At 48.2% G+C, this 22,425-nt stretch carries 19 protein-coding genes and 1 pseudogene; 7 read left to right on the top strand and 13 right to left on the bottom strand.

Annotation, left to right across the window (positions count from 1 at the left end):
* Positions 1 to 37 precede the first annotated feature (37 nt).
* Positions 38 to 1,213, top strand: a complete 1,176-nt coding sequence (locus RQM65_RS10605; RefSeq protein WP_314014838.1) for a DUF3078 domain-containing protein — start codon at positions 38 to 40, stop codon at positions 1,211 to 1,213.
* A 22-nt stretch (positions 1,214 to 1,235) separates the two neighbouring features.
* Here RQM65_RS10605 and dgt read toward each other — a convergent pair whose 3' ends face one another.
* The gene (gene dgt, locus RQM65_RS10600; protein ID WP_314014837.1) at positions 1,236 to 2,576 is read right to left on the bottom strand and encodes a dGTP triphosphohydrolase; all 1,341 of its coding nucleotides are present in this window, start codon (positions 2,574 to 2,576) and stop codon (positions 1,236 to 1,238) included.
* 336 nt (positions 2,577 to 2,912) lie between these two features.
* Here dgt and RQM65_RS10595 point away from each other — a divergent pair, with 336 nt between their 5' ends.
* The 3 genes from RQM65_RS10595 to RQM65_RS10585 all read left to right on the top strand — a co-directional run bounded on the left by RQM65_RS10595 (position 2,913) and on the right by RQM65_RS10585 (position 7,585).
* A complete protein-coding gene (locus RQM65_RS10595) occupies positions 2,913 to 4,115 on the top strand; it encodes a porin (RefSeq protein WP_314014836.1) in 1,203 nt (400 codons plus the stop codon).
* Between the two features lie 87 nt (positions 4,116 to 4,202).
* Positions 4,203 to 6,494 (top strand): inorganic phosphate transporter, encoded by a 2,292-nt coding sequence (locus RQM65_RS10590; protein WP_314014835.1) that lies wholly within the window; start codon positions 4,203 to 4,205, stop codon positions 6,492 to 6,494.
* A 152-nt stretch (positions 6,495 to 6,646) separates the two neighbouring features.
* The gene (locus RQM65_RS10585) at positions 6,647 to 7,585 is read left to right on the top strand and encodes a CAP domain-containing protein (RefSeq protein ID WP_314014834.1); all 939 of its coding nucleotides are present in this window, start codon (positions 6,647 to 6,649) and stop codon (positions 7,583 to 7,585) included.
* A 251-nt stretch (positions 7,586 to 7,836) separates the two neighbouring features.
* Here RQM65_RS10585 and RQM65_RS10580 read toward each other — a convergent pair whose 3' ends face one another.
* The 8 genes and pseudogenes from RQM65_RS10580 to RQM65_RS10545 all read right to left on the bottom strand — a co-directional run bounded on the left by RQM65_RS10580 (position 7,837) and on the right by RQM65_RS10545 (position 14,667).
* Positions 7,837 to 8,745: a transposase gene (locus tag RQM65_RS10580; RefSeq protein ID WP_314012501.1), complete on the bottom strand. Its 909-nt coding sequence runs from the start codon at positions 8,743 to 8,745 to the stop codon at positions 7,837 to 7,839.
* Positions 8,746 to 8,895: 150 nt separating this feature from the next.
* A pseudogene (locus tag RQM65_RS19000) lies at positions 8,896 to 9,057 on the bottom strand (hypothetical protein); the annotation flags it as partial.
* A 312-nt stretch (positions 9,058 to 9,369) separates the two neighbouring features.
* Positions 9,370 to 9,954, bottom strand: coding sequence for a nicotinate (nicotinamide) nucleotide adenylyltransferase (gene nadD, locus RQM65_RS10570; protein WP_314014833.1), 585 nt, complete (start codon positions 9,952 to 9,954; stop codon positions 9,370 to 9,372).
* 82 nt (positions 9,955 to 10,036) lie between these two features.
* Positions 10,037 to 10,618 carry a guanylate kinase gene (gmk, locus tag RQM65_RS10565; protein WP_314014831.1) on the bottom strand — a complete coding sequence of 194 codons (582 nt, stop codon included), beginning with the start codon at positions 10,616 to 10,618 and terminating at the stop codon, positions 10,037 to 10,039.
* A 186-nt stretch (positions 10,619 to 10,804) separates the two neighbouring features.
* Complete coding sequence (locus RQM65_RS10560) at positions 10,805 to 11,662, bottom strand: YicC/YloC family endoribonuclease (protein ID WP_314014829.1); 858 nt, start codon at positions 11,660 to 11,662, stop codon at positions 10,805 to 10,807.
* 123 nt (positions 11,663 to 11,785) lie between these two features.
* Entirely contained in the window at positions 11,786 to 12,610 is an 825-nt protein-coding gene (locus RQM65_RS10555) for a 3-keto-disaccharide hydrolase (protein ID WP_314014827.1), read from the bottom strand.
* Between the two features lie 138 nt (positions 12,611 to 12,748).
* Positions 12,749 to 13,504: a 3-keto-disaccharide hydrolase gene (locus RQM65_RS10550; protein ID WP_314014826.1), complete on the bottom strand. Its 756-nt coding sequence runs from the start codon at positions 13,502 to 13,504 to the stop codon at positions 12,749 to 12,751.
* Between the two features lie 104 nt (positions 13,505 to 13,608).
* Complete coding sequence (locus tag RQM65_RS10545) at positions 13,609 to 14,667, bottom strand: sugar phosphate isomerase/epimerase family protein (RefSeq protein ID WP_314014825.1); 1,059 nt, start codon at positions 14,665 to 14,667, stop codon at positions 13,609 to 13,611.
* 439 nt (positions 14,668 to 15,106) lie between these two features.
* Here RQM65_RS10545 and RQM65_RS10540 point away from each other — a divergent pair, with 439 nt between their 5' ends.
* Entirely contained in the window at positions 15,107 to 15,565 is a 459-nt protein-coding gene (locus RQM65_RS10540; RefSeq protein ID WP_314014823.1) for an ASCH domain-containing protein, read from the top strand.
* Positions 15,566 to 15,732: 167 nt separating this feature from the next.
* Here the strand turns inward: RQM65_RS10540 and RQM65_RS10535 are convergent, their stop codons facing one another.
* The 4 genes from RQM65_RS10535 to RQM65_RS10520 form a co-directional block, all read right to left on the bottom strand.
* Positions 15,733 to 16,872, bottom strand: coding sequence for a Gfo/Idh/MocA family protein (locus tag RQM65_RS10535; protein WP_314014821.1), 1,140 nt, complete (start codon positions 16,870 to 16,872; stop codon positions 15,733 to 15,735).
* Positions 16,873 to 17,036: 164 nt separating this feature from the next.
* The gene (locus RQM65_RS10530) at positions 17,037 to 18,263 is read right to left on the bottom strand and encodes a nucleoside permease (RefSeq protein WP_314014819.1); all 1,227 of its coding nucleotides are present in this window, start codon (positions 18,261 to 18,263) and stop codon (positions 17,037 to 17,039) included.
* A gap of 9 nt (positions 18,264 to 18,272) precedes the next feature.
* Complete coding sequence (locus RQM65_RS10525) at positions 18,273 to 18,716, bottom strand: DinB family protein (RefSeq protein ID WP_314014817.1); 444 nt, start codon at positions 18,714 to 18,716, stop codon at positions 18,273 to 18,275.
* Positions 18,717 to 18,788: 72 nt separating this feature from the next.
* A complete protein-coding gene (locus tag RQM65_RS10520; protein ID WP_314014816.1) occupies positions 18,789 to 19,778 on the bottom strand; it encodes a sugar phosphate isomerase/epimerase family protein in 990 nt (329 codons plus the stop codon).
* A gap of 156 nt (positions 19,779 to 19,934) precedes the next feature.
* Between RQM65_RS10520 and RQM65_RS10515 the strand changes: the two genes are divergently transcribed.
* Together RQM65_RS10515 and RQM65_RS10510 are read left to right on the top strand one after the other, a co-directional pair.
* Positions 19,935 to 21,653 carry a GMC family oxidoreductase gene (locus RQM65_RS10515; protein WP_314014814.1) on the top strand — a complete coding sequence of 573 codons (1,719 nt, stop codon included), beginning with the start codon at positions 19,935 to 19,937 and terminating at the stop codon, positions 21,651 to 21,653.
* On the top strand, positions 21,653 to 22,300 hold the full coding sequence (locus RQM65_RS10510) for a gluconate 2-dehydrogenase subunit 3 family protein (RefSeq protein ID WP_314014812.1): 648 nt from the start codon (positions 21,653 to 21,655) through the stop codon (positions 22,298 to 22,300). Before RQM65_RS10515 ends, RQM65_RS10510 begins: the two co-directional genes overlap by 1 nt.
* Positions 22,301 to 22,425: the final 125 nt, after the last annotated feature.

The following is a 22,425-nucleotide window of genomic DNA, read 5'->3' as shown; positions in this document are numbered from 1 at the left end:
TCCAACCATACATTCAAAATTTCAAATTCCAAAAACTATGATACGCGTTTGGAGGTCGGCCAGAACGGCTCTTACCGTCCTGTTTCTATTTTGCCTTAATTTTTTATCGGCCCAAAAAAACGACTCCCTCCCCCCGGGGCGGGAAGTGGACACGGTTGCCATCGACACAGCGGCCATAGATCGTATGGTCGAAGCCATAGTGGTCGATACGGTGGTGGTCGATACTGTGGTCATCCGAAGGATACAGAATAAAATGGAAGTGGTTCCCCGGAGTGTCAATCTGACCAACCCCGTGATATCTTTCAGGCAGACCAAGGCTTTGACGGAAGAGCCAAACCGGTTCCGCATACCCTCATTTTGGACTAATGTGAACAGGCTAGGCATCAACTTTAACGAAGTTGCTTTCGTCAATTGGAACGCAGGAGGAAACAATTCCATCGCTGCCCTGGGCAACGCACGTTTCGAACGCAATTACAAATTCCGCTACACAAGATGGGACAACTATATGGAGTTACGTTATGGGTTGAACCTACAGGAGGGCCAAAAACTCCGGAAGACCGACGACGCCATTCGTCTGAGCTCCACTCTTGGTTTTCAAAGAGACACAATCAGTAATTGGTACTACTCGGCCAAGGCGAACCTCAACACGCAATTCTCGAACGGCTATAAATATCCGGATAGGGAAACCCCGGTTTCAGCATTCATGGCCCCAGGTTATACCTTTTTAGGGGCGGGAACCTCTTATATAACTAAAGATCAAAAATTCAATCTCTATATTTCCCCCATAACCCAAAAATCGACCTTTGTGCTCAATCAGGAACTTGCCAACAAAGGTCGGTTCGGGGTGCAAAGGGCCATTTTAGATGCCGAGGGCAATGTGGTAAAACCGGGCAACAACGTATTTCTCGAATTCGGTTTTTTGGTCACCAATAGTTGGGAGACCGAGGTGTACAAGAATGTTGCACTCGAACACCGACTAAGTCTGTACACGGATTACCTCCAGGATTTCGGAAATATCGATGTCGATTGGGAACTTAATATCGGATTTAAGGTCAACGATTTTATCTTGACTAAAATCGGATCGCATATCATCTTCGATGACAACGTGCTCTTTGGTGAAGAAATCAACGAACAGGGAATAGTGGTAAAACCCGGAGAGAGCCGCATACAGTTCAAACAGCAGCTGGGGGTCGGAATTTCGTACGCCTTCTAGCGTCCAGTACGCCCCGTGGGGCCTATAACTGCCTGCCCATAATCTTATTGTGAATATGTACCGCGGCACTGTCCGAAAGGCTGGCAACATAGCAACAGGCATTCAATAGAATGTCGTAGATCGAAGTCTCGGTATTCCTGTAAGATTCCGGCAATGTCTTCAGCATCAAGGCGTCGTAGTTCGAAGCTTTGTGCGCTCTCTTCCGAATCAGGGCGTCAGTATAGACCTCAAGTATATCGGAGATAATACGGTACCCCGCTATTTCTTTCTCGATGACTTCGGACGACCGATATATCTTGTTGACACTAAGCGCTATGATATCCTTGATCTGGGCTTGATACTTGCTTTGCTCCAACAGTGACGTATTAAAAGTACCGTTGAGTATTTTTTCTTCGTTGGTATCAAAAACCGAAATCGCGTCGGAAATCAAGGTGCTTATAGCTAATGCTCGAAGGTAACTCAGCCGGTCTTCCTGCAAATGCAGTAAATTATACTTTTTGGTATTAATATTGTTCTGTACCAATTTGATGAGATATTCCAAAGCGTAATCCTCTGAAATCAGTCCGAGGTTGATGCCGTCCTCGAAATCGATAATGGTATAGCATATGTCATCGGCCGCCTCTACCAGATAGGTCAAAGGATGCCGGGCGTATGACGTCTCTTCCACCTTGTTTCGAGTCAGCAGTTCCAATTCACCGGCAATTTCTACGAAAGCTTCTTGTCCGGATTGAAAAAATCCGAACTTTTTATCGGCAACGTGCGAACTCGGCCTTTTCGGAAGCGATGCCTTCGGGTACTTCATGAAAGCCCCCAGCGTAGCGTAACTCAATCGCAATCCGCCCTCGACCCCTTTTCGCGATTGGGTCAAGAGTCGGAAACCATTGGCATTGCCTTCAAAATCGATCAGATCTTGGTACTGTACATCTGAAAGCGCCGACCGGTATTTTTTTCCTTTTCCGTTTACAAAAAACTCCCCAATGGCCTTTTCTCCGCTATGGCCGAAAGGCGGGTTTCCAATATCGTGGGCCAAAGCGGCGGCTGCCGTTATGGCTCCAAAATCATTGAAGCGATATCCCAGTTCCTTTAGTTGCGGGTGTTTCTCCAATATTTGTTTCCCGGCAACCCGGCCCAGGCTGCGACCAACCACGGAGACCTCTAGACTGTGGGTGAGCCTAGTATGTACGAAATCCGTTTTGGAAAGAGGAATTACTTGAGTCTTGTCCTGCAAACTGCGAAACGCGGCCGAAAAAATAATACGGTCGTAATCGACCTCGAATCCCAACCGGGTATCATCCTGCTCCTTTCGCAAGCGTATGTGGGTGTCGCCGTGGCGTTTTAGGGAAAGTAGTGTCGACCAGTCCATAACCATGATTTTTACGAATGCCGCAAGATAGCCTTTTCACATCTTTTTTCGGCGCACCGACTTTTGCTTTGCCCCATTAAGAGATCGAGTCCGTACTGAGACCTGTTTCTGAAATACGCAACCGTTCACAGATCGGCAACCGTTCGCAAGTATTGCAGCGGTTTGGGAATAATAGGCAGTTTCGAACCGCCTCCTGTTGTGGAATCATTCAGATATTACAAGGGATTACGTTCAGGGTAAACTGACATTTGTTTGTATTTTTGGAAGATATAACCTTAACGAAACATTAAATTAACATAAGTAGAAGTTATTTGTAGCCCTAAAATCGATGCCTGAATGAAAAATCTATTTTTAGTCCTTGCCGTTCTGCTGCTACCTTTCACGACCAATGCCCAAGATAGCAAGGGCCCAACTTTCGGACAGGGCATCTTTGATCGCGTAGGGAAGGACAGCACTTGGGGCATGGAAATCGGCGCCCGTATGCAGTTGTTGTCCATCGCCCAATGGGACAAAGCCGAGGACGGGGGACTCACAAATCCCGAACAGAACTTTTTAGTGCGGCGGGCGCGGTTGAAGTTCGACGGATTTGCGTATTCGCCCAAATTAAGGTACAAGATCGAATTGGGACTCTCGAACCGCGATATCTCCGGGGCCACTGAATTCACAGCTAACGCACCCCGGTATATCTACGATGCCGTGGTCATGTGGAATTTCTACGACAACTTCGAGCTGTGGTTCGGCCAGACTAAATTACCGGGCAACATAGAAAGAGTCATCTCTTCTGGAAACTTACAACAGGTCGACCGTTCGCTTTTGAACAGTCGCTTTAACATCGACCGTGACCTCGGCTTTCAGCTGCGACATCATTTCGAGTTGACCGAAAAATTTTTGATACGCGAAAAATTGGCCTTTTCCCAAGGGGAGGGGAGAAACGTAGTCAGCGGTAACCTTGGTGGTCATCAGTATACGGCACGGCTCGAGCTGTTGCCGTTCGGAAGCTTCACCGACGAATCCGAATACAGCGGAAGTGCCCTCAAACGCGAAGAAAAACCCAAGTTGATGTTGGCCGCTACCTACGACACCAACCAAAACGCCGTGAAGAGCAGAAGCAATCAGGGGGCATACATGAGGAGCGATGTCGGATTCTTTGAAACAGATATCAACACCCTTTTTATCGATGCCATGTTTAAATACCAAGGGTTTTCGTTTATGGCGGAGTATGCGCAACGAACCGCCGACGACCCGGTCGCCAAGAATTCCGATGGCTCCCCCACTGGGGATATCGTACAGGTCGGGGAAGGATTGAACCTTCAGACAGGCTACCTTTTCAAATCAAACTGGGAAATCTCGGGAAGGTTTACAAACATTGATATGGATAAAGACTTAGCTGCCTTAAATCGCCAAAAACAGTATACCATGGGACTCTCTAAGTATATTGTCGGGCATAAATTAAAGGTTCAGACCGACGTAAGCTATCTTTCTGCGGACACGGGAATAGACGAGCTTATGGCCCGTCTACAGCTCGAGCTGCATTTCTGAGATTAACTAGGGCTAAAATATAACCTTTTGGTAACTTAGCACTTAGCGTTACGATAGATATTTGCAAACGTAATATTTCCGACAACCATGGATAACATTTACTTGATAATGATCGTCGCGCTGGCCTTTCTTGCGGTAGCGGACCTTGTGGTAGGCGTCAGCAACGATGCGGTCAACTTTCTGAACTCTGCTATCGGCTCAAAGGCCATTTCGTTTAGGACCATAATGATCGTTGCCAGTGTGGGCATCGCCTTAGGGGCCATTTTTTCCAGTGGTATGATGGAGGTAGCTAGGAAGGGAATTTTTAACCCGGGGGAGTTCTATTTCAACGAGATCATGTTCATTTTTATGGCCGTGATGATTACCGATATCCTGCTGTTGGATTTCTTCAATACCCTGGGTATGCCCACCTCTACTACAGTTTCCATCGTCTTCGAGCTGTTGGGCGCATCCGTTGCCATGGCATTGATTAAAATAGGCGTCGACAACGGCTCCTTTAGCGACGTGGTAGAGTACATCAACACCTCGAAAGCCACCGAGATCATCTTGGGCATACTGCTATCCGTTATCATAGCTTTCACTGTCGGAGCCTTGGTACAGTGGGTATCACGGTTGCTACTTTCTTATGATTACGAGAAAAAGGCCAATTGGATAAGCGCCCTTTTCGGTGGGGCCGCCCTCTCGGCAATGACCTATTTTATATTGATAAAAGGCATAAAAGGCACGGCTTTCGCCGATGAAAGCATCGCCCTGATCGGCAATATGACCATTGACGCTTTTCTGGAGACCCAATGGATGCTATTGATTGCGACAAACTTCATATTGTGGTCCGTCGTATCTTTTTTCCTGATCCGTTTCGCCCGGACCAACATCTATAAATTGGTTATCGGGGTGGGCACTTTCGCTTTGGCTTTGGCTTTTGCCGGGAACGACCTGGTCAATTTTATCGGGGTTCCGATTGCCGCGTGGCAGTCTTACGAAGCTTGGCAGGCCTCCGGGGCCTTGGCCACCGAATTCAGCATGGGGGTATTGGCTTCAAAGGTACCTACCCCCACTTTCCTACTCTTCGCCTCGGGTATGGTTATGGTAACGACCTTATGGCTGTCCAAAAAAGCCAGGTACGTCTCCGAAACCGAAATAAACCTAGCGCGGGAAGGCGAGTCAAAAGAACGCTTTCAACCCAATTTTTTATCCAGAAGCATCGTTCGCATATCGATGGGCATGTCCGAAGCCGCCCGGACCGTCTTACCGACCCGAATAAACCAAAAATTGGCCCATCGCTTTGAAAAGCCGGTTATCACGCTCGCACGGGACAAAACTTACGAGCGACCCGCCTTCGATATGGTCAGGGCCGCCGTCAATCTCATGGTAGCGGGCATATTAATTTCGATCGCAACATCATATAAATTACCCCTCTCCACTACCTACGTCACTTTTATGGTCGCTATGGGCACCTCATTGGCGGACAAGGCCTGGGGCGCCGAAAGTGCCGTTTACAGGGTCGCCGGCGTACTGAACGTCATCGGCGGTTGGTTCGGAACGGCCATCATCGCTTTTATTGCATCCGGCATCATATTGACCCTCATCAGTTTTGGCAAGGGTGCCGCACTGGCCATTCTCTTGTTCGCAGCGGTCTTGATCCTAGCTAGAAATTATATTTCGTACAGTAAAAAATCCAAAGAAATTCAAGCTGAAGACAGCCTGCACAAGGCCGAGAGCAGTTCGATTCAGGGCGTGATCGAAGAAAGTGCCAAGAACATCTCGAACGTTATGAAGCGTAGCAAAAAAATATATGCCAATTCTATCAACGGCCTGGCGAAACACAACCTCGACCAACTGAAAAAAAATAAGAAACAAGGTGCCAAACTATCCTCTGAAATCGATGAGCTCCGCGATCATATTTTCTATTTCATCAAAAATCTAGACGAGGCCAGTGTAGGTGCGAGTAATTTCTATATCAACGTTTTAGGCCATTTGACCGATATCGCACAGTCACTGGAATACATCGGCAAGGTCAGCCACAAGCACGTGCATAACAATCACAAAAAATTAAAATACAACCAAATTAAGGAGCTGAAAGAAATCGACAATAAGCTGGCAGAAATCTTCAACAACACCAAACAGGCCTTTGACGAGCGCTCATTTGAGCAAATCGGGAATATTCTGGAGCGCAAACAGGAACTTTTCGACCTAGTTTCGCAAAAAATCGAAAAACAGGTAGCCCGGACCCGTACCGAGGAGTCAAGCCCTAAAAATACGACACTTTACTTTTCGCTGCTGTTGGAGACCAAGGATCTGATGAACGCGGTCATCGAACTCCTGGAAATGTACTATCTGGAATATGATGACTCTATTATTCCGGCCAAGGTTATGGAGTAGAAGCTGGAAATGCGTCATGTCTTTAGTGTGGGATAAGAAAATTAGTTCCGTTCATCGAAAATAATATACGTTGGTCGTGTTCCATACGTTAAGAGAAAGAGAGCATTCTTATCTTGTCTTCGATGCGTATATGTAAATTTCCATGGCTTTTCATGGCCGTAATTTTGCTGACATTTTCCTGCAGCAAAGAAAATTCGATCGACAACGATGACTCCCAGTCGCCGGATACCGATAATACTACGGACAAAACCGTCGATGAAGCTTCCCGCTCGGCCGCAATACAGTTGTATGAGGATTACTATGTATCCTCGAGCGCGTCTGCATCTGATGTATCATGGACCGGTAGCGAGCCCGATTGCCAACCCGGGGAGGTGCCCCAAGAAACCATGGACAAGATTTTTATGCGGTTGTTGTATTTTAGAAAAGCAGCGGGACTTCACAACAATATCGCCGAAGATAGCTCGAAAAGCGAAAAGGCACAAAGGGCAGCCTTGATGATGCACGCGAACGGCGCCCTCGACCACGACCCCCCGACCGATTGGAAATGTTATTCCCAAGCTGGGCACGAGGGCGCGGGCAATTCGCTTTTGGCCTCTACCAGAAACGCAGATGCCATAGACACCTACATCCGGGACCGGGGTAACGAGAATTATCCGGTCGGGCACCGCAGGTGGTTGCTATGGCCAAAGCTTCAGGAAATTGGGGTGGGAAATACTAGCAGCTACAATGCAATATGGGTCTTGGGCAATTCGGGGGAACCTCCCTCCGATGCCCCGGAATTTATAGCTTGGCCCCCACCTGGCTACCTGCCAAAACAACTCGCCTACGCTCGCTGGTCTTTTTCTATTGCTAAGGCAGATTTTGAGAGGACGGAAATTACTATGACAACGGATACAGGAGAAAATATAGCCATGGAAACCGAAGAGCTGACCGGCATTTACGGGGACAATACTATCGTTTGGAAACCTGAGATAAACACCAGTACATTCAGCGAGGACACTACCTTCATGGTGCGGGTCACCAATGTCGGCATAGCCGGGGAAATGAGGGATTTTGCGTATAAAACGGTGCTTTTTGATTCCACAAAATAAACGGGAAAGTAGATGTCTAATCCAAAACAATAGAACCCTTCATTTCAGACTTGCATTTTTTCGGGATATTCAGGAGTAAGCCCTTTTTTCGGTAAAATTTAAAGTCGGTGCCGTTCGACCGTAGAGGTCGGGCGGCATTTTCGATTTCCGGTGTCGCCTTTGAGGTCTTTTCGGTTCGGGAGGACGGATTTCGGGCCCTTCCGGTCCCGTCGGGACATAGGTCTCCCTCGGGCCTCCTGGCTGCTGGAGGCTCAGGCTGCTTTTGCCAGGCGGGCCGAGGCCATGCGCCTGCCGATCTCAAGGGCGTTGGCGGTGTGGATGCCGAAAAATATCCAGAGGATCTCCGTAGCCTTGGTGCGGGCCCTTATTCTTTTGAGGCCGTAGTGTTCCTTGTCGTTGCCGAAGCTGCCCTCCAGGCGGGCGGCCCTTTCCTTGGTGATGGCCGCCGCCAGTTTCTTACGGTGCCCCTCGTGTTTGCCGGCCCTTCCCTTGCGCTTGAAGTCGGTACGGATACCGTTCCCGGTGGCGAACTTCCGATTTTTGTTGGTCGCGTAGATGGCATCGGCCCCTACGATCTTGACCTTGGTACGGGTCAGGCCCTGCGCGTCCAGGACGGTCTTGCGGAAGCGTATCCCCTCGTGGAAGGCGTCGAAGGATAGGTGCTCGATAAAGCCGATGCCGCCCACCTGGAACTTGTGCACCTTGGCACCGAACTCCACCGGCTTTTTCTCCTTGCCCCTGACGATCGGCCTGACATAGGGCCTGTCAAGGCTGACGATGCGGCCCTCGGGCCGCACGCCGTGGTGGAACAGGGCGTACTGTTGTTCCCGTACCTTCCTGGCCGCGGCCCTGCGCACGTACTGGTCCACGGTGAACGCCAGGCCGTGCTCCCCTTCCATACGGTCCAGTTCCGCCGAGAACTTTTCGGTCAGCAGGAGCAGGGCCCTGGTCAGCGCATCCCGCTTCTTCTTGGTCTTCCTCTTCATCTTGCTGTAGGACACGTACCGCTTTTTCCATTTCAGGTACTTGCTGCGCGGCATGGCGACCTTTTTTTCCCCGCATACCTTTTTGAGCAGCCGGTGCAGCCAGTCGGTACATTCCCAGAGCAGTTTTACATTTGTAGGGTACCGCATGTTGCTCTCGTAGCAGGTGGCGTCCATCGTGACGGAGCCCTTGTCCCCCATGTGCGGGGACCAGTGTCCGTAGAGGGCCTTCTGCAGGGCGTCGATGTCGAGCTTTCCCCCCAGTTCCGACCGTATCTCGCTCACGATCTTGAAGTTTTCCAGACGATCGGCACCGATATAGATGCCGCAGAAGAACTGCCAGTCCAGGTTGCCGTTGAGCCCTTCGACAAGTTTTCTGTCGGAGCAATCCGCATAGTGCTTGAGGAACATCAGGGCGACCTTGCCCCGGGGGGAGAAGATCGCCTTCGGGCCTTTTTTCGCCTCCTTCACACCGAGGGCCGCCACCATGTCGTCCCAGGGCACCGCCCGGTAGATCTTGCCCAGATCGGATTCCAAAAAACGGTCAAAGAAAACTCCCAACTGTTCCTGTTGGGAGGAAAATGAAAAAGTGTGCTGGAAATCGCGGATTCTTCGTATCTTGGACATAACATCTTAGATAAAAACCCCGTTTTTCGAGCTAACGACTCATTCTCGGGGTTTTGTTTACTCTAAGATACGGATTATTACGCTGATAATCAATAGGTTATTTAACTTCTGAATGTCCCTTTTTCGATGTTTTGAAACAGCATTTCGTACCTCTAGACGCTTTGTATCAAAACATCACTTGTAAAAATTCATCTCATCCATATATTTCCAGACTTTTCCGGGAAGCAACGGCCGCACATTTTTGCCCATCTTATAATGTTTTCGGATAAAGGTGGATGAAATTTCCATTATCGGTGCCTCGACCATCTGAATCTTAGGATGACGATCAAACAGGTTTGCGCGGCGCTCCCGAGAGATTCTCGGATATACATAAATATCATGGTGTTCTAAAATAACTTCGTAATTCTTCCATTTGTGGAATCCCTTTAGGTTGTCTTCGCCCATAATCAGCGAAAAGCGATGCCCATCACCGTATTTTTCGTTTAAATGCACTAAGGTATCCACCGTATAATTGGGTTGCGACAAATCAAACTCGATTTTGCTGGGTTTCAGCTTTGGATAATCCTCTACGGCCTCATAGACCATCTGATATCTGTGATTATTATCGAGCAGGGATTTCTTTTTCTTAAACGGACTCTGTGGGGTGATAACGAACCAGACCTCATCCAAATCGGAGAACTCGACCATATGGTTGGCGATGACCATGTGCCCGATGTGGATCGGGTTAAAGGTTCCAAAATAAAGTCCCGTTTTTATCATATTCTGAAAAGTATTTGTAACCTGCTTGGACGGTGCTGCCGCAATTGAAAAAATCCGGTCGTTTTTGGCTGTTGAATACCGTTTAGTCAGCTTCCTCGGCAATAAACTCGGCAACCAGATCATGGGCTTCCTGCAGCGCGGTGTCCAGATCGTAATTTTTGATGATCTTATCGAACTGCGGGGCGGTGGCCAGCTCTACGGAGGCCTTTGCGATACGCATATTGATTTTATCATCGCTTTCGGTACTCCGCTTCTTAAGTCTAATCTTGAGTTCGTCTACACTGGGGGGCTTTACGAAAACCGCCAAGGTCTCTTTTGGAAATTTTCGCTTGATACGCAATCCTCCCGCTACATCGATATCGAAAATCACATTCTTGCCTTCGGCCCATAATCTTTCGACTTCGCTTTTCAAGGTGCCGTAGAAATTATCGCGGTACACCTCTTCCCATTCTAAAAACTTGTCGTTCTTTATGTTGTTCTTAAATTCGGATATGGACATAAAGTAGTAATGCTCCCCATTTTTCTCCTTTATCCTACGAGGCCGCGAAGTTGCAGAGATTGAAAAAGCGAGGTTAAGATCAGGCTGCTCCAAGAGATGCCGTACGATAGTTGTCTTTCCGCTACCGGATGGTGCCGAAAATATAATAAGTTTGCCGCCTTTCATTGTATAGGTTCAAGTTTTAATTCGAGTTTCAAACTCAAGTTTGCGCCAAACGTCCGGGTGGACCAAGAATCAAGCTCAAGCTCGTGTCGACCCACGCCTCGTAAACTGGTAAATTCCCAGTCAAAATACGTCACCACGGGCCAGCGGATCGGGCAAAGGTCTTGATTCCTGGTTCGTAGTCCTTTTTCAGAGCACGTTCAACATCTGTTCCTTGATCTTCTCCAGTTCATCCTTCATTTGCACTACCAGTTGCTGCATTGGGGCATAATTGGCCTTTGAGCCAATGGTATTGATTTCACGACCGATCTCTTGGGCAATGAATCCCAGTTTTTTCCCGTTCGATTCTTTGGAATTCAGGGAAGTCGCGAAATAGTTCAAATGATTGTCCAATCTTACCTTTTCTTCGGTGATATCGTATTTCTCCAAATAGTAGACCAATTCCTGTTCGAACCGGTTTTCATCAAGGTCGGCCTGTATGTCCGCCACCGCTTTTTCTAAGCGCTTTCGAACCTCGATCTGACGGTCGGGATCCATTTGCTCGACTTGGCCCAAGAGGATTTGAAGGTTTTGGATGCGCAGTAAAAAATCCTTTTCTAGAATGCTTCCCTCATCCGATCGAAAATCGGCGATTTCTTTGAGTGCCTCCTGAACGGCACGTTGAATGGCCTCGTATTCTCCAGGTTCTATATCCTCACGCTCCGTTTTGAGGGAATCAGGCATGCGTAAGGCCATTTCCATCAGTTGAATATCGTCGCCATCGGCAATCGAGCGTAACTGATTCATGTAATTTTTGACTGCGGCCTCGTTTACTTCGGCTGAAGTTTCGTCTCCTGTAAACTCTATGTAGAGACTGAAATCAACCTTACCCCTTTTAAGGGCGCCGGCGATCGTCTTTCTCAGTTCCAGTTCCTTTTCGCGATAGGACGAGGGCATCCGTGCATTCAGGTCCAGACTTTTACTGTTCAGGGATTTGAGCTCTACGCTAATTTTTTTTGAGGGAAGCTGTATCACGTGCTTCCCAAATCCGGTCATGGATTGAATCATAGGATTTTGTTGGGTTCTGACAAATATAATGAAGTTAAGGAAAGTAGTTCGGACCCTCTCACAAAATTCAGGTGAAGCCCGCATGGTCAGAGCCAACCCGAGCTGAGGATGCCCCTGCTTTTTTCAAAGCTCCCGTACCCAAATATTTCGAAAACTGACCCGGCTGTCGTCGCCGTGATCTTGGAGTCTTAAAGGCCCTTTGCCGTGTGCCGGATTTTTTGGCCATCCGATATACGGGGTGGTGCCTTTAATTTCAGTATGGTCTTGGATTACGATGCCGTTTTGAATGACCGTCACCGTACCCGATTTAATTTTACCGCCATCTGAGTTGAATTCCGGCGCGTGGTAGATGATGTCGTAGCTGTTCCATTCTCCCGTCGGCCGTGACGCCATGGCAAGGGGCGCACCTTGTTTGTATATCGACCCGACCTGTCCGTTAACGTAGGTAGGATTGTCATTTTGGTCTAAAATTTGGATTTCATAGATTCCGTTGAGAAAAATACCGCTGTTGCCCCGGTTCTGTCCCTCGCGCTGCACCGGCAGAGGCGATTTCCATTCGATATGGAGTTGCATGTCACCGAATTCCTGCTTGGTCTGAATGTCGCCGGTCTTATCGGACACGGTCATACTACCGTCATTGTTCAAGTGCCATTTGGCGGCGGTGCTGTCTTTTGTACTGATCCATTTGTCAAGGTCTGTACCGTCAAAAAGGACAATGGCGTCACTCGGCGGATCACCATATTCTTCCCCGGGTTGTACTTTGGGAACTTTTGGCTCGTAATATTCGGTACCTTCAGGTTCTGTGGGTTCCGGACCCGAATACTCCTCATAAGTAATAACGGAATCTTCGTTGTTCCCGGTCTTTTCCATGGGATCGACTTCAACCTTCTCTTGGCAGGAAAGCATGAGTGCCGATGTAAACACTCCCATTATATAAAACTTGTTCATAAAGTTAATTTGGCTTGATTAAACGTCGGTCGTTAGCTGAACGGCACGCTCTCGCCGTCCGCGACCGAACAGCGTAGTTTGTTAAATTTGAAAATGTTTTTTTAGAACTCCACACCGCTACTGCAACTGCCTACTTTTTCAAAGTTCCTTAATTTTTATATTCCTATATGAGACCTTGTCCCCGTGGTCTTGAAGGACAATTTTCCCTTCTACGAACTTTCCGAATCCGTCCCAACCGGCAAATTTGGATTTAGAGACCATGGTATCCCACATTTCACCGCCTACCGGAAAAGTTGTAATTTCTTCCCCATTGAGTTCAACACTGCCCCGCTTTTCGCCGTTGTCGACCGTAATGACCATGGTATTCCATTCTCCGACGGGTTTGGTCGCATCTTTCGACGGGGCTATCATATCGTAAAGCGCTCCCGCCTGATGGGTGGTGCCCGCTTTGGCATCAGGGTGTCTTTCATTATCCAGCACTTGAATTTCAGGTCCTGTATGATAGGGCCTGTCGAAATCGCCGTCCTCCTTTACGCCCCACATGATACCACTGTTGCCGCCTTCGGAGATTTTCCAGTCCAGCGACAGTACGAAATCAGTAAATTTCCTTTCGGTAACCAAATCATGTATCTCGCCATCCTTGCGATTTTCGGGAGGATGAAAAACCATAGCGTCATCTTCGATTTTCCAATGGTCGGATACGCCGTCTTTTTGAAACTCTTTCCAACCGTCAAAAGAAGTGCCGTCGAAAAGTACCGTCCACTCTTGGGGAGGTTTTTCTGTTTGCGCTTCCGCAATACGTTCGGATTCCATTTTTTCCTGTGATTTTTCCGATTTGTCCTTACAACCGATCGTCAAGGTTGCCGCGAACAGAAATAGGATTAAATTTCTCATAATTTTAGAATTTGAGTAAATGATTTGATGCATCCTGAAATTTGCCTTTGTCTCGGGGATGGATTGCAGAGGCACAGGAAAGCGTTCATCGCAACGTCGAGCGCTTACTTTGTAATCCCCAATATCCTTCTTAACCTATCCTCATCGATATCGGCGCCCGCGAAATCGTCAAAGGCTTTTTCCGTCGCCTCGATGATATGGTCCTGAATAAAGACGGCGCCTTCCCGCGCTCCCTGCTCGGGACTCTTGATACAGCACTCCCATTCCATTACCGCCCAAACGTCGCACCCATATTGGGTAAGCTTGGAAAAGATCGTTTTGAAGTCAATTTGACCGTCGCCAAGAGAGCGGTAACGTCCGGCACGGTCACCCCAGTTGTTATAGCCCCCGAAAGCGCCCTTTTTCCCCGTGGGATTGAATTCCGAATCCTTTACGTGAAAAGACTTGATGAATTCATGGTAATGGTCGATGTATGCAATATAATCGAGCTGCTGCAGTACAAAATGGCTGGGATCATAGAGAATATTGACGCGCTTATGGTTTCCGGTAGCTTCCAGAAAACGCTCGAAGGTATCGCCGTCGTGCAGATCTTCGCCGGGATGGATCTCATAACAGACATCGACCCCTTCCCCGTCATAGTGGTCCAGGATCGGCATCCAACGCTTGGCCAGCTCCTCGAAGCCCATTTCCACAAGTCCGGGCGGTCGCTGCGGCCAGGGGTGCCAGGTATGCCAAAGTAAGGCCCCGGAGAAAGTAGCGGATGTCTTAAGGCCTAATCGACGGCTGGCGGTCGCCGCTTTTTTGACGACATCGACGGCCCATTCGGTGCGCGCCGTGGGATTGTTTTTGACCTTATCGGGAGCAAAATTGTCGAACATCAGGTCATAGGCCGGATGCACGGCCACCAATTGTCCCTGTAGGTGGGTAGAGAGTTCGGCAATCTCGAGTCCGTATGAATTTACCTTCCCTTTCAGTTCATCACAATAGTCTTGGCTTTCGGCGGCCTTATCGATATCGATGAGGAAATTTTCCCATGTGGGTATTTGAATACCTTTGTACCCTAAATCCGACGCCCATTTACACATCCCGTCCAAAGAATTGAACGGCGCCTTGTCATCTACGAATTGCGCCAGAAATACGGCGGGTCCTTTAATTGTCTTCATGCTCTCGACTGAAATTTTTACGGTTGTACTTCGTTTGTTTTCCCTTTACTATTGGAATTAGCCCTATATTTAAATGCTAAAATTCAATTCAAAAAGATATTCCCTGCCAATTTTTTTTTGCAAGTCATAAATATAGGAAATCCATCAGGATAAAAAGAAAAATTACGGTACGAATACAAAGAGGGATACGGCACCCTGGTAGTTAGCCCGCGGTATAGCAGGAGCTGGGCCGACAATAGACTCCGGGTACGCGAAAAAGTTTATTCGATACAATCCTGGAGGTTTCGAATTAAAATCGAACGGTTATACCGGTTTAACGGAATACTTTGTCTTTGTTCCATAAAATGGCACTCACAACCGACGCCTTCGTATATTTTATGCCAAAACAATCGGGGCACCACAATATGAACAGTCTTAATTTAAATCGGCAATTAGTAGTATGGAAAATAAATCTGCCCGCGCCCTTTGGGGCGATTATTTGGACAAACATTTAGAACATGTCTTTGTCAATGCCCCCAGAACGATTCACTTCTCCAACAACGAAAAGGATGCCAACGATTATGCCGTGTTGGTCAAAAAGGGCATAAAAAAAGCGACATCCATGTCTCTTTTGGGATTGCAGCACCGCGGTGAACCTTTGCCTAAAATCGGGGACTTTTTGGTCGTAACGGATTGGGAGGGCCGAGCGCAATGTTTAGTGCGCACCACCAAGGTCACCCTGAAACCTTTCTTTGCAATCGATGTGACCTATGCCCTTAAGGAAGGTATTGGGGACAAAAGCCTTGCCCATTGGAAAAAGGTACACTGGGATTTTTTTGCTGACGAGCTGCAGCGCTTCGGCCGTGAACCCAGGGAAAGCATGATCGTAGTCTGTCAGGAGTTCGAAAAGGTATCTTAAGATCAAAACAGGTTTTCGTAAGATCCACTGGTATTCTTTGCACAAAAAAAGACCTGGGACATTGAATGTTCCAGGTCATTTTTACAGCAAATCGTTTCTATATCGACCCGCGAAAAATCGGCTATTTGCTCAGCTCGACAAACCGGCGGACATCGGCACGGTCAAAATCACTTCTCCAGCTCGACCCAAACGTTACCTTCTTTGTGCGATTCGACCGTAGCCTCGACAAAGTTCATACCGCGGACGCCGTCGACCATCGTTGGAAATTCACCCTGGTCGTATTCTTCCCCACGGATGGCCTTGGCGGCACCGAGGTAGATGTTCGCCATGGAATCGAAGATGCCTTCGGGATGTCCAGGTGGCAGTTTTGTTCCGGCCAATGAAAGCTCACTGTTGTAAGCGTGCCCAGGCTTGTAAATTTGAGTTGGGTCGGTGTCGCTGAGAAGGTATAAAAAATTCGGATCTTCCTGCTTCCAGCGTAAACCGCCTTTTTGACCGTAAATGGAAATACCCAAAGCATTTTCTTCACCCGTAGCGACCTGACTGGCCCGAATCACACCCTTCACGTGGTCGTCCATTCTGATGAGCACCGTACCGTCAATGTCCATTTTATTATCCTTGTACAAATAGTTGAAATCGCAAAGTATGGAATTGATATTAAGTCCTGTGGCATATTCCACCATATTGAAGGCATGGGTACCGATATCCCCCATACACGAACTTATACCCGCTTTCTCGGGATCCAGACGCCATACGCTCTTTCGCTTTTCCTCATCGTGGATAATTTCGTTGATCCACCCTTGATAATACACGGCATCGACCTTGTGGATTTTGCCCAACACACCCTCCTTGATCATTTCGCGCATTTGACGTACCATCGGGTAGCCCGTATAGGTGTGGGTCAGGGCGAATACGGTGCCCGCTTTTTCATGGGCCTTCTGCAACGTCTTGGCCTCTTCTAAGGTCGTGGTCATCGGTTTTTCGCAGATGACATGAAATCCGTTTTCAATTAATTTCAACGCCATGGGAAAATGGAGAAAATTGGGCGTTAGTATCGAGCAGACCTGAATACGCTCATCTTCGGGCAATTTTAATTCCTCTTCCACCAAGGTGTCGAAGTCTTTGTAAATTCGATCTGTGGGTACGTCGATTTCCTCGGCGAAGGCGATACTATCCTTTATATGAGGATTGAAAACCGCCCCGACGATTTCGTAATTATCGTTGATTTGTGAGGCTACCCGGTGCAATACACCGATGAGGGAATCTCCCCCGCCGCCCAAAATTCCTAATCTGATTTTCTTTGGCATGTAATTGTTTTTAAATGTTAAATTGTACCGAAAATAATAATATCCTTCCCTTGATGAAGAATAAGTAAATGGAAAAAAGAAGAAAGACCGCTACGCAAAAGGAAGGCGAAAGACTTTCTATCCCGTATCCAAAAGGCAAGATACTAAAAAACGATCTCCACGATCTACGTCTTATAGCTGATTTTCACATCTTTGAACAGTGTCCCGAAGAGCAGCAGCACCAAAAACGCAAATCCTGCAGGAAATAACCATATCGTACGCCAATCGTGAACGCCGTCGGAGAGCAGATAGGCATCGGTAATCTCTCCAGCGGCCCAAAAGCCGATCAGCATACCTACGCCATAGGTCGCCAAGGTAATCAAACCCTGAGCAGCGCTTTTATATTCCTTACCAGCCTTGCTATCCGTATAAATCTGTCCACTGACAAAGAAAAAATCATAACAGACGCCGTGCAACGCGATACCGACAACGATCAAGGCCACAAATTCGCCAGTATCCCCGTACGCAAACAAAAGGTACCGTAGGCCCCAAGCGAACATGGCCACCAACATGGTCATCTTAAACCCAAAACGCTTAAAGAAAAAAGGGAGCAAAAGCATAAAAACCAATTCCGAGACCTGGCCGAAACTCATCTTAAAAGCGGGATTGGCCACCCCGATTTCCCCCAAGAACTGTCCGGCATGCTGATAATAAAAGGCCAAAGGAATTGATATAAGTACCGAGGCCAAGAAGAAAACCAGAAAATTCCGATCTTTTAAAAGGGAAAGGGCGTCCAGCCCCAAAACATCCGAAAGACTTATTTTTTTCGATTTATCGACCCGGGGCGGCGTTTTCGGCAACGTAAAGCTAAATAGGCCCAGTACAGCCGAAGCGATAGCGGACATCAAAAACGTATTTCGAAGAAGACCCTCGGAAATTCCCTGTTGTGAGTCCCAATTCAAATAACTGATCAGCATTCCCGATGCAATCCATCCCACGGTCCCGAAAACACGTACGAAACCGAACTCCTTGCCGGGGTCTTTCATCTGGTTGAACGATACCGAGTTGACCAAGGCCAAGGTGCTCATATACATAATCATATAAGCCAGCAGATATGGAAAAAACAGGGTGAAATCGGAAGTTTGATAGAGCAAATACATCAGTACGGCTCCCAAGAGATGCAGAATTCCAAGTATCCGCTCGGCGTTAAAATAGCGATCGGCGATCAACCCTATGACGAAGGGCGCCAGAATAGCACCATACGACTGCGTGGAGTAGGCCATTGCCGTCTCGCTGCCGTCGGAACCCAACGTATTCGGAAGATAGATTCCCATGGTCACGTACCAACCTCCCCAAACGAAAAATTCGAGGAACATCATTATAGAAAGTTGGGTGCGTATCGTACCGGTCATAGAAGAGGATTATCTTTTGGAGTATATATAATCGGAGACCAAGGGCTCTATTCCGTTAGCCCTGAAATCCATGGCAATCTGCCCACGGTGGTACGTCGAATGATTGATGATGTGAAACAGCATGTCCTGCAGGGTGTGGGCAAACGACTTACCTTCCGTATTTTCGTAATCGATTGTTTTTTCAAAATCCTCGGTGTTCGAGGTAATACCGAAAGAGTCCCGTTGGTTTTCGTAATGGATGTCGCCCAAGGCCTTGATGTCATGCGACTGCCAAACTTCGTACTCCGACTTTCGACCCAGAATGCGGGCGTTCCATATATGGTGCGCGTTCAGGATATGGCTGAACAGCCGTAGACTTTTTTCGGACACTGCATCGTTGGTCGTCAAAATAGCTATCAATTCTTTGTTGCAATGAAAGTTATAATCGAAAATTGAGTTGAAATATGATTTCACGTAGCTAGTTATAGGTGTATATCAAAGAAAAAGCACCCCCATACCTTTAAACGTGGGGATGCCGTTCCGTTATTAGGCCATTTCCTGGGCTGCCCTGAGCAACAGCTCCTTGGTGGCAATGATGCCCTCCTCCTCGCTGAGTTCGCTACCTTCAAATTCTACCCCGATGTAACCGGTATACCCGTGGTCTTTGACGATTTGCAGCATTTTTTTATAGTCGATTGCCCGCTCATTTCCGGCCTCGTCGAACACATTGCTCTTGGCACTGACTGCTTTGGCGTAGGGCATCAATTCCTCGACCCCTTTATACTTATCATAATCCTCGGCACAGCCATCACTGGAGCGTTCAATACAGAAGTTCCCGAAATCGGGCAGGGTACCGACGTTATCCATATCGACCGTAGCCATTACATCGGCCAGCATTTCTCCGTTCGATGAGAGTCCACCGTGATTTTCTACAAGAATATTGATGCCTTTCTCCTTGGCATATCCGCCCAACTGGGTCAGCCCATCAACGGAGTTGGCTTTCCATTCTTCGGGCTCGTCGCTTCCTGCCAGGTTGACCCTTATGGATTGGCATCCCATATCCTTGGCCGCATCGACCCATTTGTGGTGACGCTCCACGGCCTCCTTTCTTTCTTTGTCGTCGCTAACTGCAAGATTGCCCTGCCCGTCGATCATAATCAAAACGTTCTGCATTCCGTGCCTTTCCGCTTCGGCATTCGATTTTTCAATGAAATTGGCCATCGCTTCCTCGGAATATTCATTGTTATCCAAATCCGCAGGATACAGTTGACTTACATACTCCAAGCCCGAAAAGCCCCAATCTTTGGCTTTTTCGGCAAAGCTGTACGGGTCGACCCCATCGTTGTTTATCATTTTATGGATGCTCCACTGCGCCAGCGAAAGCTTGAAAAACGGATCGACCTCCTCTACGGTCAAATCGGCATCTTCCAAGTTTTCCTCCTCTTTCTTTTTGGTCTCCTTACAGGCATACATTCCTAAAAAGGACAATGCCAGTCCAGCTTGTGAGCTATTTCTGATAAATTTTCTTCGTTTCATTGATTGTGGATTAATTAATGGTTTGCTAATTACTGGATTCTGAGAATATTAATTCAAATATCACTCGAAAATACTACGATATCAAGAAGAATAGCGACTAAATGTAGAAAATTAATTTAATATTTAATAAATTTAGCATCTAAACAATTCGGTTAGATGGATAAATTTTATTACAACCAACAACAGGAATCGTACGATGCCATCGTGGTGGGTACGGGTATCAGTGGAGGATGGGCCGCAAAGGAGCTCTGTGAGAACGGGCTCAAGACATTGGTACTCGAACGCGGTCGGATGGTCAAGCATATAGAGGACTACGAGACCGCGAATATGGACGATTGGGACTTCCCCCTCCGTGGCGAACTTCCGTTGGAGGAACAGAAAAAGCAGCTCAAACAGGCCCGTACCGGTTACACCACGAAGGCACCGAGCCACATGTGGTTCGTCAACGACCTCGTGCATCCGTACAACGAGATCAAGCGCTTCGATTGGATGCGCGGCTATCACGTCGGCGGCCGTTCGCTGCAATGGGGCCGGCATAGCTATCGTTGGAGCGATTTCGACTTTGCCGCCAACCAAAAGGACGGGATATCGATAGATTGGCCGGTACGGTATCGCGATATCGCCCCGTGGTACGACAAGGTGGAAGCCTATATCGGGGTCACTGGGGAACCGTTGGGCCTTGAACAGCTGCCCGACGGGATTTTCGAGCCCATGATGCCGCTCAATTGCCTCGAAGACCATTTTAGGGAGAAGGTAGCCGAAAATTTTGATGGTCGGGTCGTAACGGCAGGGCGGGTCGCCCACATCAATAGTGATAAAAAATTCGAGGGCGACCGACGCCAGCGCTGCCAATATCGAAACCGTTGTATCCGTGGGTGCCCTTTCGGCGCCTACTTCAGCAGTAACTCATCTACCCTGCCCGCCGCAGAGGCCACCGGCAATATGACCCTTCGGCCGGATTCCATCGTACACGAGATCATTTACGACCCCGACACCAAAAAGGCGACCGGGGTCAAGGTCATTGACCGCGTAACCAAAGAGACCCATGAATTCAAAGCCAAGGTCATTTTTCTATGTGCATCGGCCATTGCCTCCACCGCTATCTTGATGCAATCGAAATCCGACCGCTTTCCCGATGGTATGGGGAACGATTCCGACCAGTTGGGCCGAAATATCATGGACCATCATCTGGGCGTCGGTGCTTCCGGCAAGTTTGATGGTTTTGAGGACAAATATTATAAGGGACGAAAGCCCAACGGTATCTATCTGCCGCGTTTCAGGAACCTGGGCGGCGATTCGAACCGTACGGACTATATTCGTGGTTTCGGCTACCAAGGCGGGGCCTCGCGGGGCAACTGGGAAGACTCGGTCGCGGAACTGTCTTACGGAAAAGAGCTGAAGGAGACCATTCTCAAACCTGGAGGCTGGAGGTTCGGGATGACCGGTTTCGGGGAAATGCTGCCCTACGAAGAAAACCGTATGACCCTTGACTACGAAAAATTGGACGGATGGGGACTGCCTACAGTTACTTTCGACGCGGAGTTCAAAGAGAATGAATGGACCATGCGGAAAGACATGAAAGACTCCGCCGTGGAAATGCTGGAAAAAGCGGGACTTAAAGACGTACAGCCCTACGATAATCCAGGGGCACCTGGTCTTGGAATCCACGAAATGGGTACGGCAAGAATGGGAAGAAGCCGACGCACCTCGGTACTGAACGCCTATAATCAGGTACATGATGTGCCCAACGTATATGTGACCGACGGGGCCTTCATGACCTCCGCCAGTTGCGTCAACCCATCGTTGACCTACATGGCCTTTACCGCCAGGGCCGCGAACCATGCGGCGGAGCAACTTAAAAAAGGAACCATATAATGGACAGAAGAAAAGCACTCAGAAATATGGGGTTGGCACTCGGTTACACCGTGACCGCCCCTACTTTGATAAGCATCGTTCAAAGCTGTAAAAACGAGACGGAACTGGAATGGACGCCCGACTTTTTTAGTAAGGATGAAGGAGCGGCCCTTACAAAGCTGGTGGATATCATCATCCCAAAGACCGACACCCCCTCGGCTTCCGAAACCCAGGTTCACCTCTTTATCGACAGGTTTACGGATCAGGTAATGGAACCCCAACAGCAAGAATTCGTCAAGATGTCGATCGGCCGTTTTATGGAGAAGGCCCTTAAGGATTCGGAAAAGGAGAAGGCCGGGGACCTGACCCCAGAGGAACTGGAGCCCGTACTCGCCACCGCGCTAAAAACGACCCCTGAAGATCAAATCAAAAATTTTGAGGCCATAAAACAGTATCACGAGGCGCTGACGGATGGCAAAGAAGCCATCCTTGCCGAAGATATCTTCCGTTTCGCCTTTGCCAACAATCTAAGGGGCCTGACCATAATGGGCTATAAAACCTCGGAGTACGTTGGGGAAGAAATACTGGAGTATCTTCCCGTTCCCGGTGAATATATTCCCTGCGATGATTTGCAGGAGCTGACGGGCGGCAAAGCGTGGTCCATATAGGATTCATAACTTGAACCGAAAGAGCAAGAGTTAGGGGCGAACACAATGGCCTTTAACTCTTTGATCTTTTTGGGCATATGTTAAATTCCAACACCTTCTTCATATCATTTAAAGAAGAAAATCCG

The sequence above is a fragment of the Pricia mediterranea genome, from assembly GCF_032248455.1.
Lineage (GTDB): Bacteria > Bacteroidota > Bacteroidia > Flavobacteriales > Flavobacteriaceae > Pricia > Pricia mediterranea.
The sequence above is the reverse complement of the archived record's forward strand: the minus strand, read 5'-3'. Positions and strand labels throughout refer to the sequence as shown.

Bases quoted from the DNA above. Each gene is read 5' to 3' on its own strand.
- RQM65_RS10605 (WP_314014838.1), top strand. From the start codon at position 38: ATGATACGCGTTTGGAGGTCGGCCAGAACGGCTCTTACCGTCCTGTTT.
- dgt (WP_314014837.1), bottom strand. From the start codon at position 2,576: ATGGACTGGTCGACACTACTTTCCCTAAAACGCCACGGCGACACCCAC.
- RQM65_RS10595 (WP_314014836.1), top strand. From the start codon at position 2,913: ATGAAAAATCTATTTTTAGTCCTTGCCGTTCTGCTGCTACCTTTCACG.
- RQM65_RS10590 (WP_314014835.1), top strand. From the start codon at position 4,203: ATGGATAACATTTACTTGATAATGATCGTCGCGCTGGCCTTTCTTGCG.
- RQM65_RS10585 (WP_314014834.1), top strand. From the start codon at position 6,647: ATGGCCGTAATTTTGCTGACATTTTCCTGCAGCAAAGAAAATTCGATC.
- RQM65_RS10580 (WP_314012501.1), bottom strand. From the start codon at position 8,745: ATGGACGCCACCTGCTACGAGAGCAACATGCGGTACCCTACAAATGTA.
- nadD (WP_314014833.1), bottom strand. From the start codon at position 9,954: ATGATAAAAACGGGACTTTATTTTGGAACCTTTAACCCGATCCACATC.
- gmk (WP_314014831.1), bottom strand. From the start codon at position 10,618: ATGAAAGGCGGCAAACTTATTATATTTTCGGCACCATCCGGTAGCGGA.
- RQM65_RS10560 (WP_314014829.1), bottom strand. From the start codon at position 11,662: ATGATTCAATCCATGACCGGATTTGGGAAGCACGTGATACAGCTTCCC.
- RQM65_RS10555 (WP_314014827.1), bottom strand. From the start codon at position 12,610: ATGAACAAGTTTTATATAATGGGAGTGTTTACATCGGCACTCATGCTT.
- RQM65_RS10550 (WP_314014826.1), bottom strand. From the start codon at position 13,504: ATGAGAAATTTAATCCTATTTCTGTTCGCGGCAACCTTGACGATCGGT.
- RQM65_RS10545 (WP_314014825.1), bottom strand. From the start codon at position 14,667: ATGAAGACAATTAAAGGACCCGCCGTATTTCTGGCGCAATTCGTAGAT.
- RQM65_RS10540 (WP_314014823.1), top strand. From the start codon at position 15,107: ATGGAAAATAAATCTGCCCGCGCCCTTTGGGGCGATTATTTGGACAAA.
- RQM65_RS10535 (WP_314014821.1), bottom strand. From the start codon at position 16,872: ATGCCAAAGAAAATCAGATTAGGAATTTTGGGCGGCGGGGGAGATTCC.
- RQM65_RS10530 (WP_314014819.1), bottom strand. From the start codon at position 18,263: ATGACCGGTACGATACGCACCCAACTTTCTATAATGATGTTCCTCGAA.
- RQM65_RS10520 (WP_314014816.1), bottom strand. From the start codon at position 19,778: ATGAAACGAAGAAAATTTATCAGAAATAGCTCACAAGCTGGACTGGCA.
- RQM65_RS10515 (WP_314014814.1), top strand. From the start codon at position 19,935: ATGGATAAATTTTATTACAACCAACAACAGGAATCGTACGATGCCATC.
- RQM65_RS10510 (WP_314014812.1), top strand. From the start codon at position 21,653: ATGGACAGAAGAAAAGCACTCAGAAATATGGGGTTGGCACTCGGTTAC.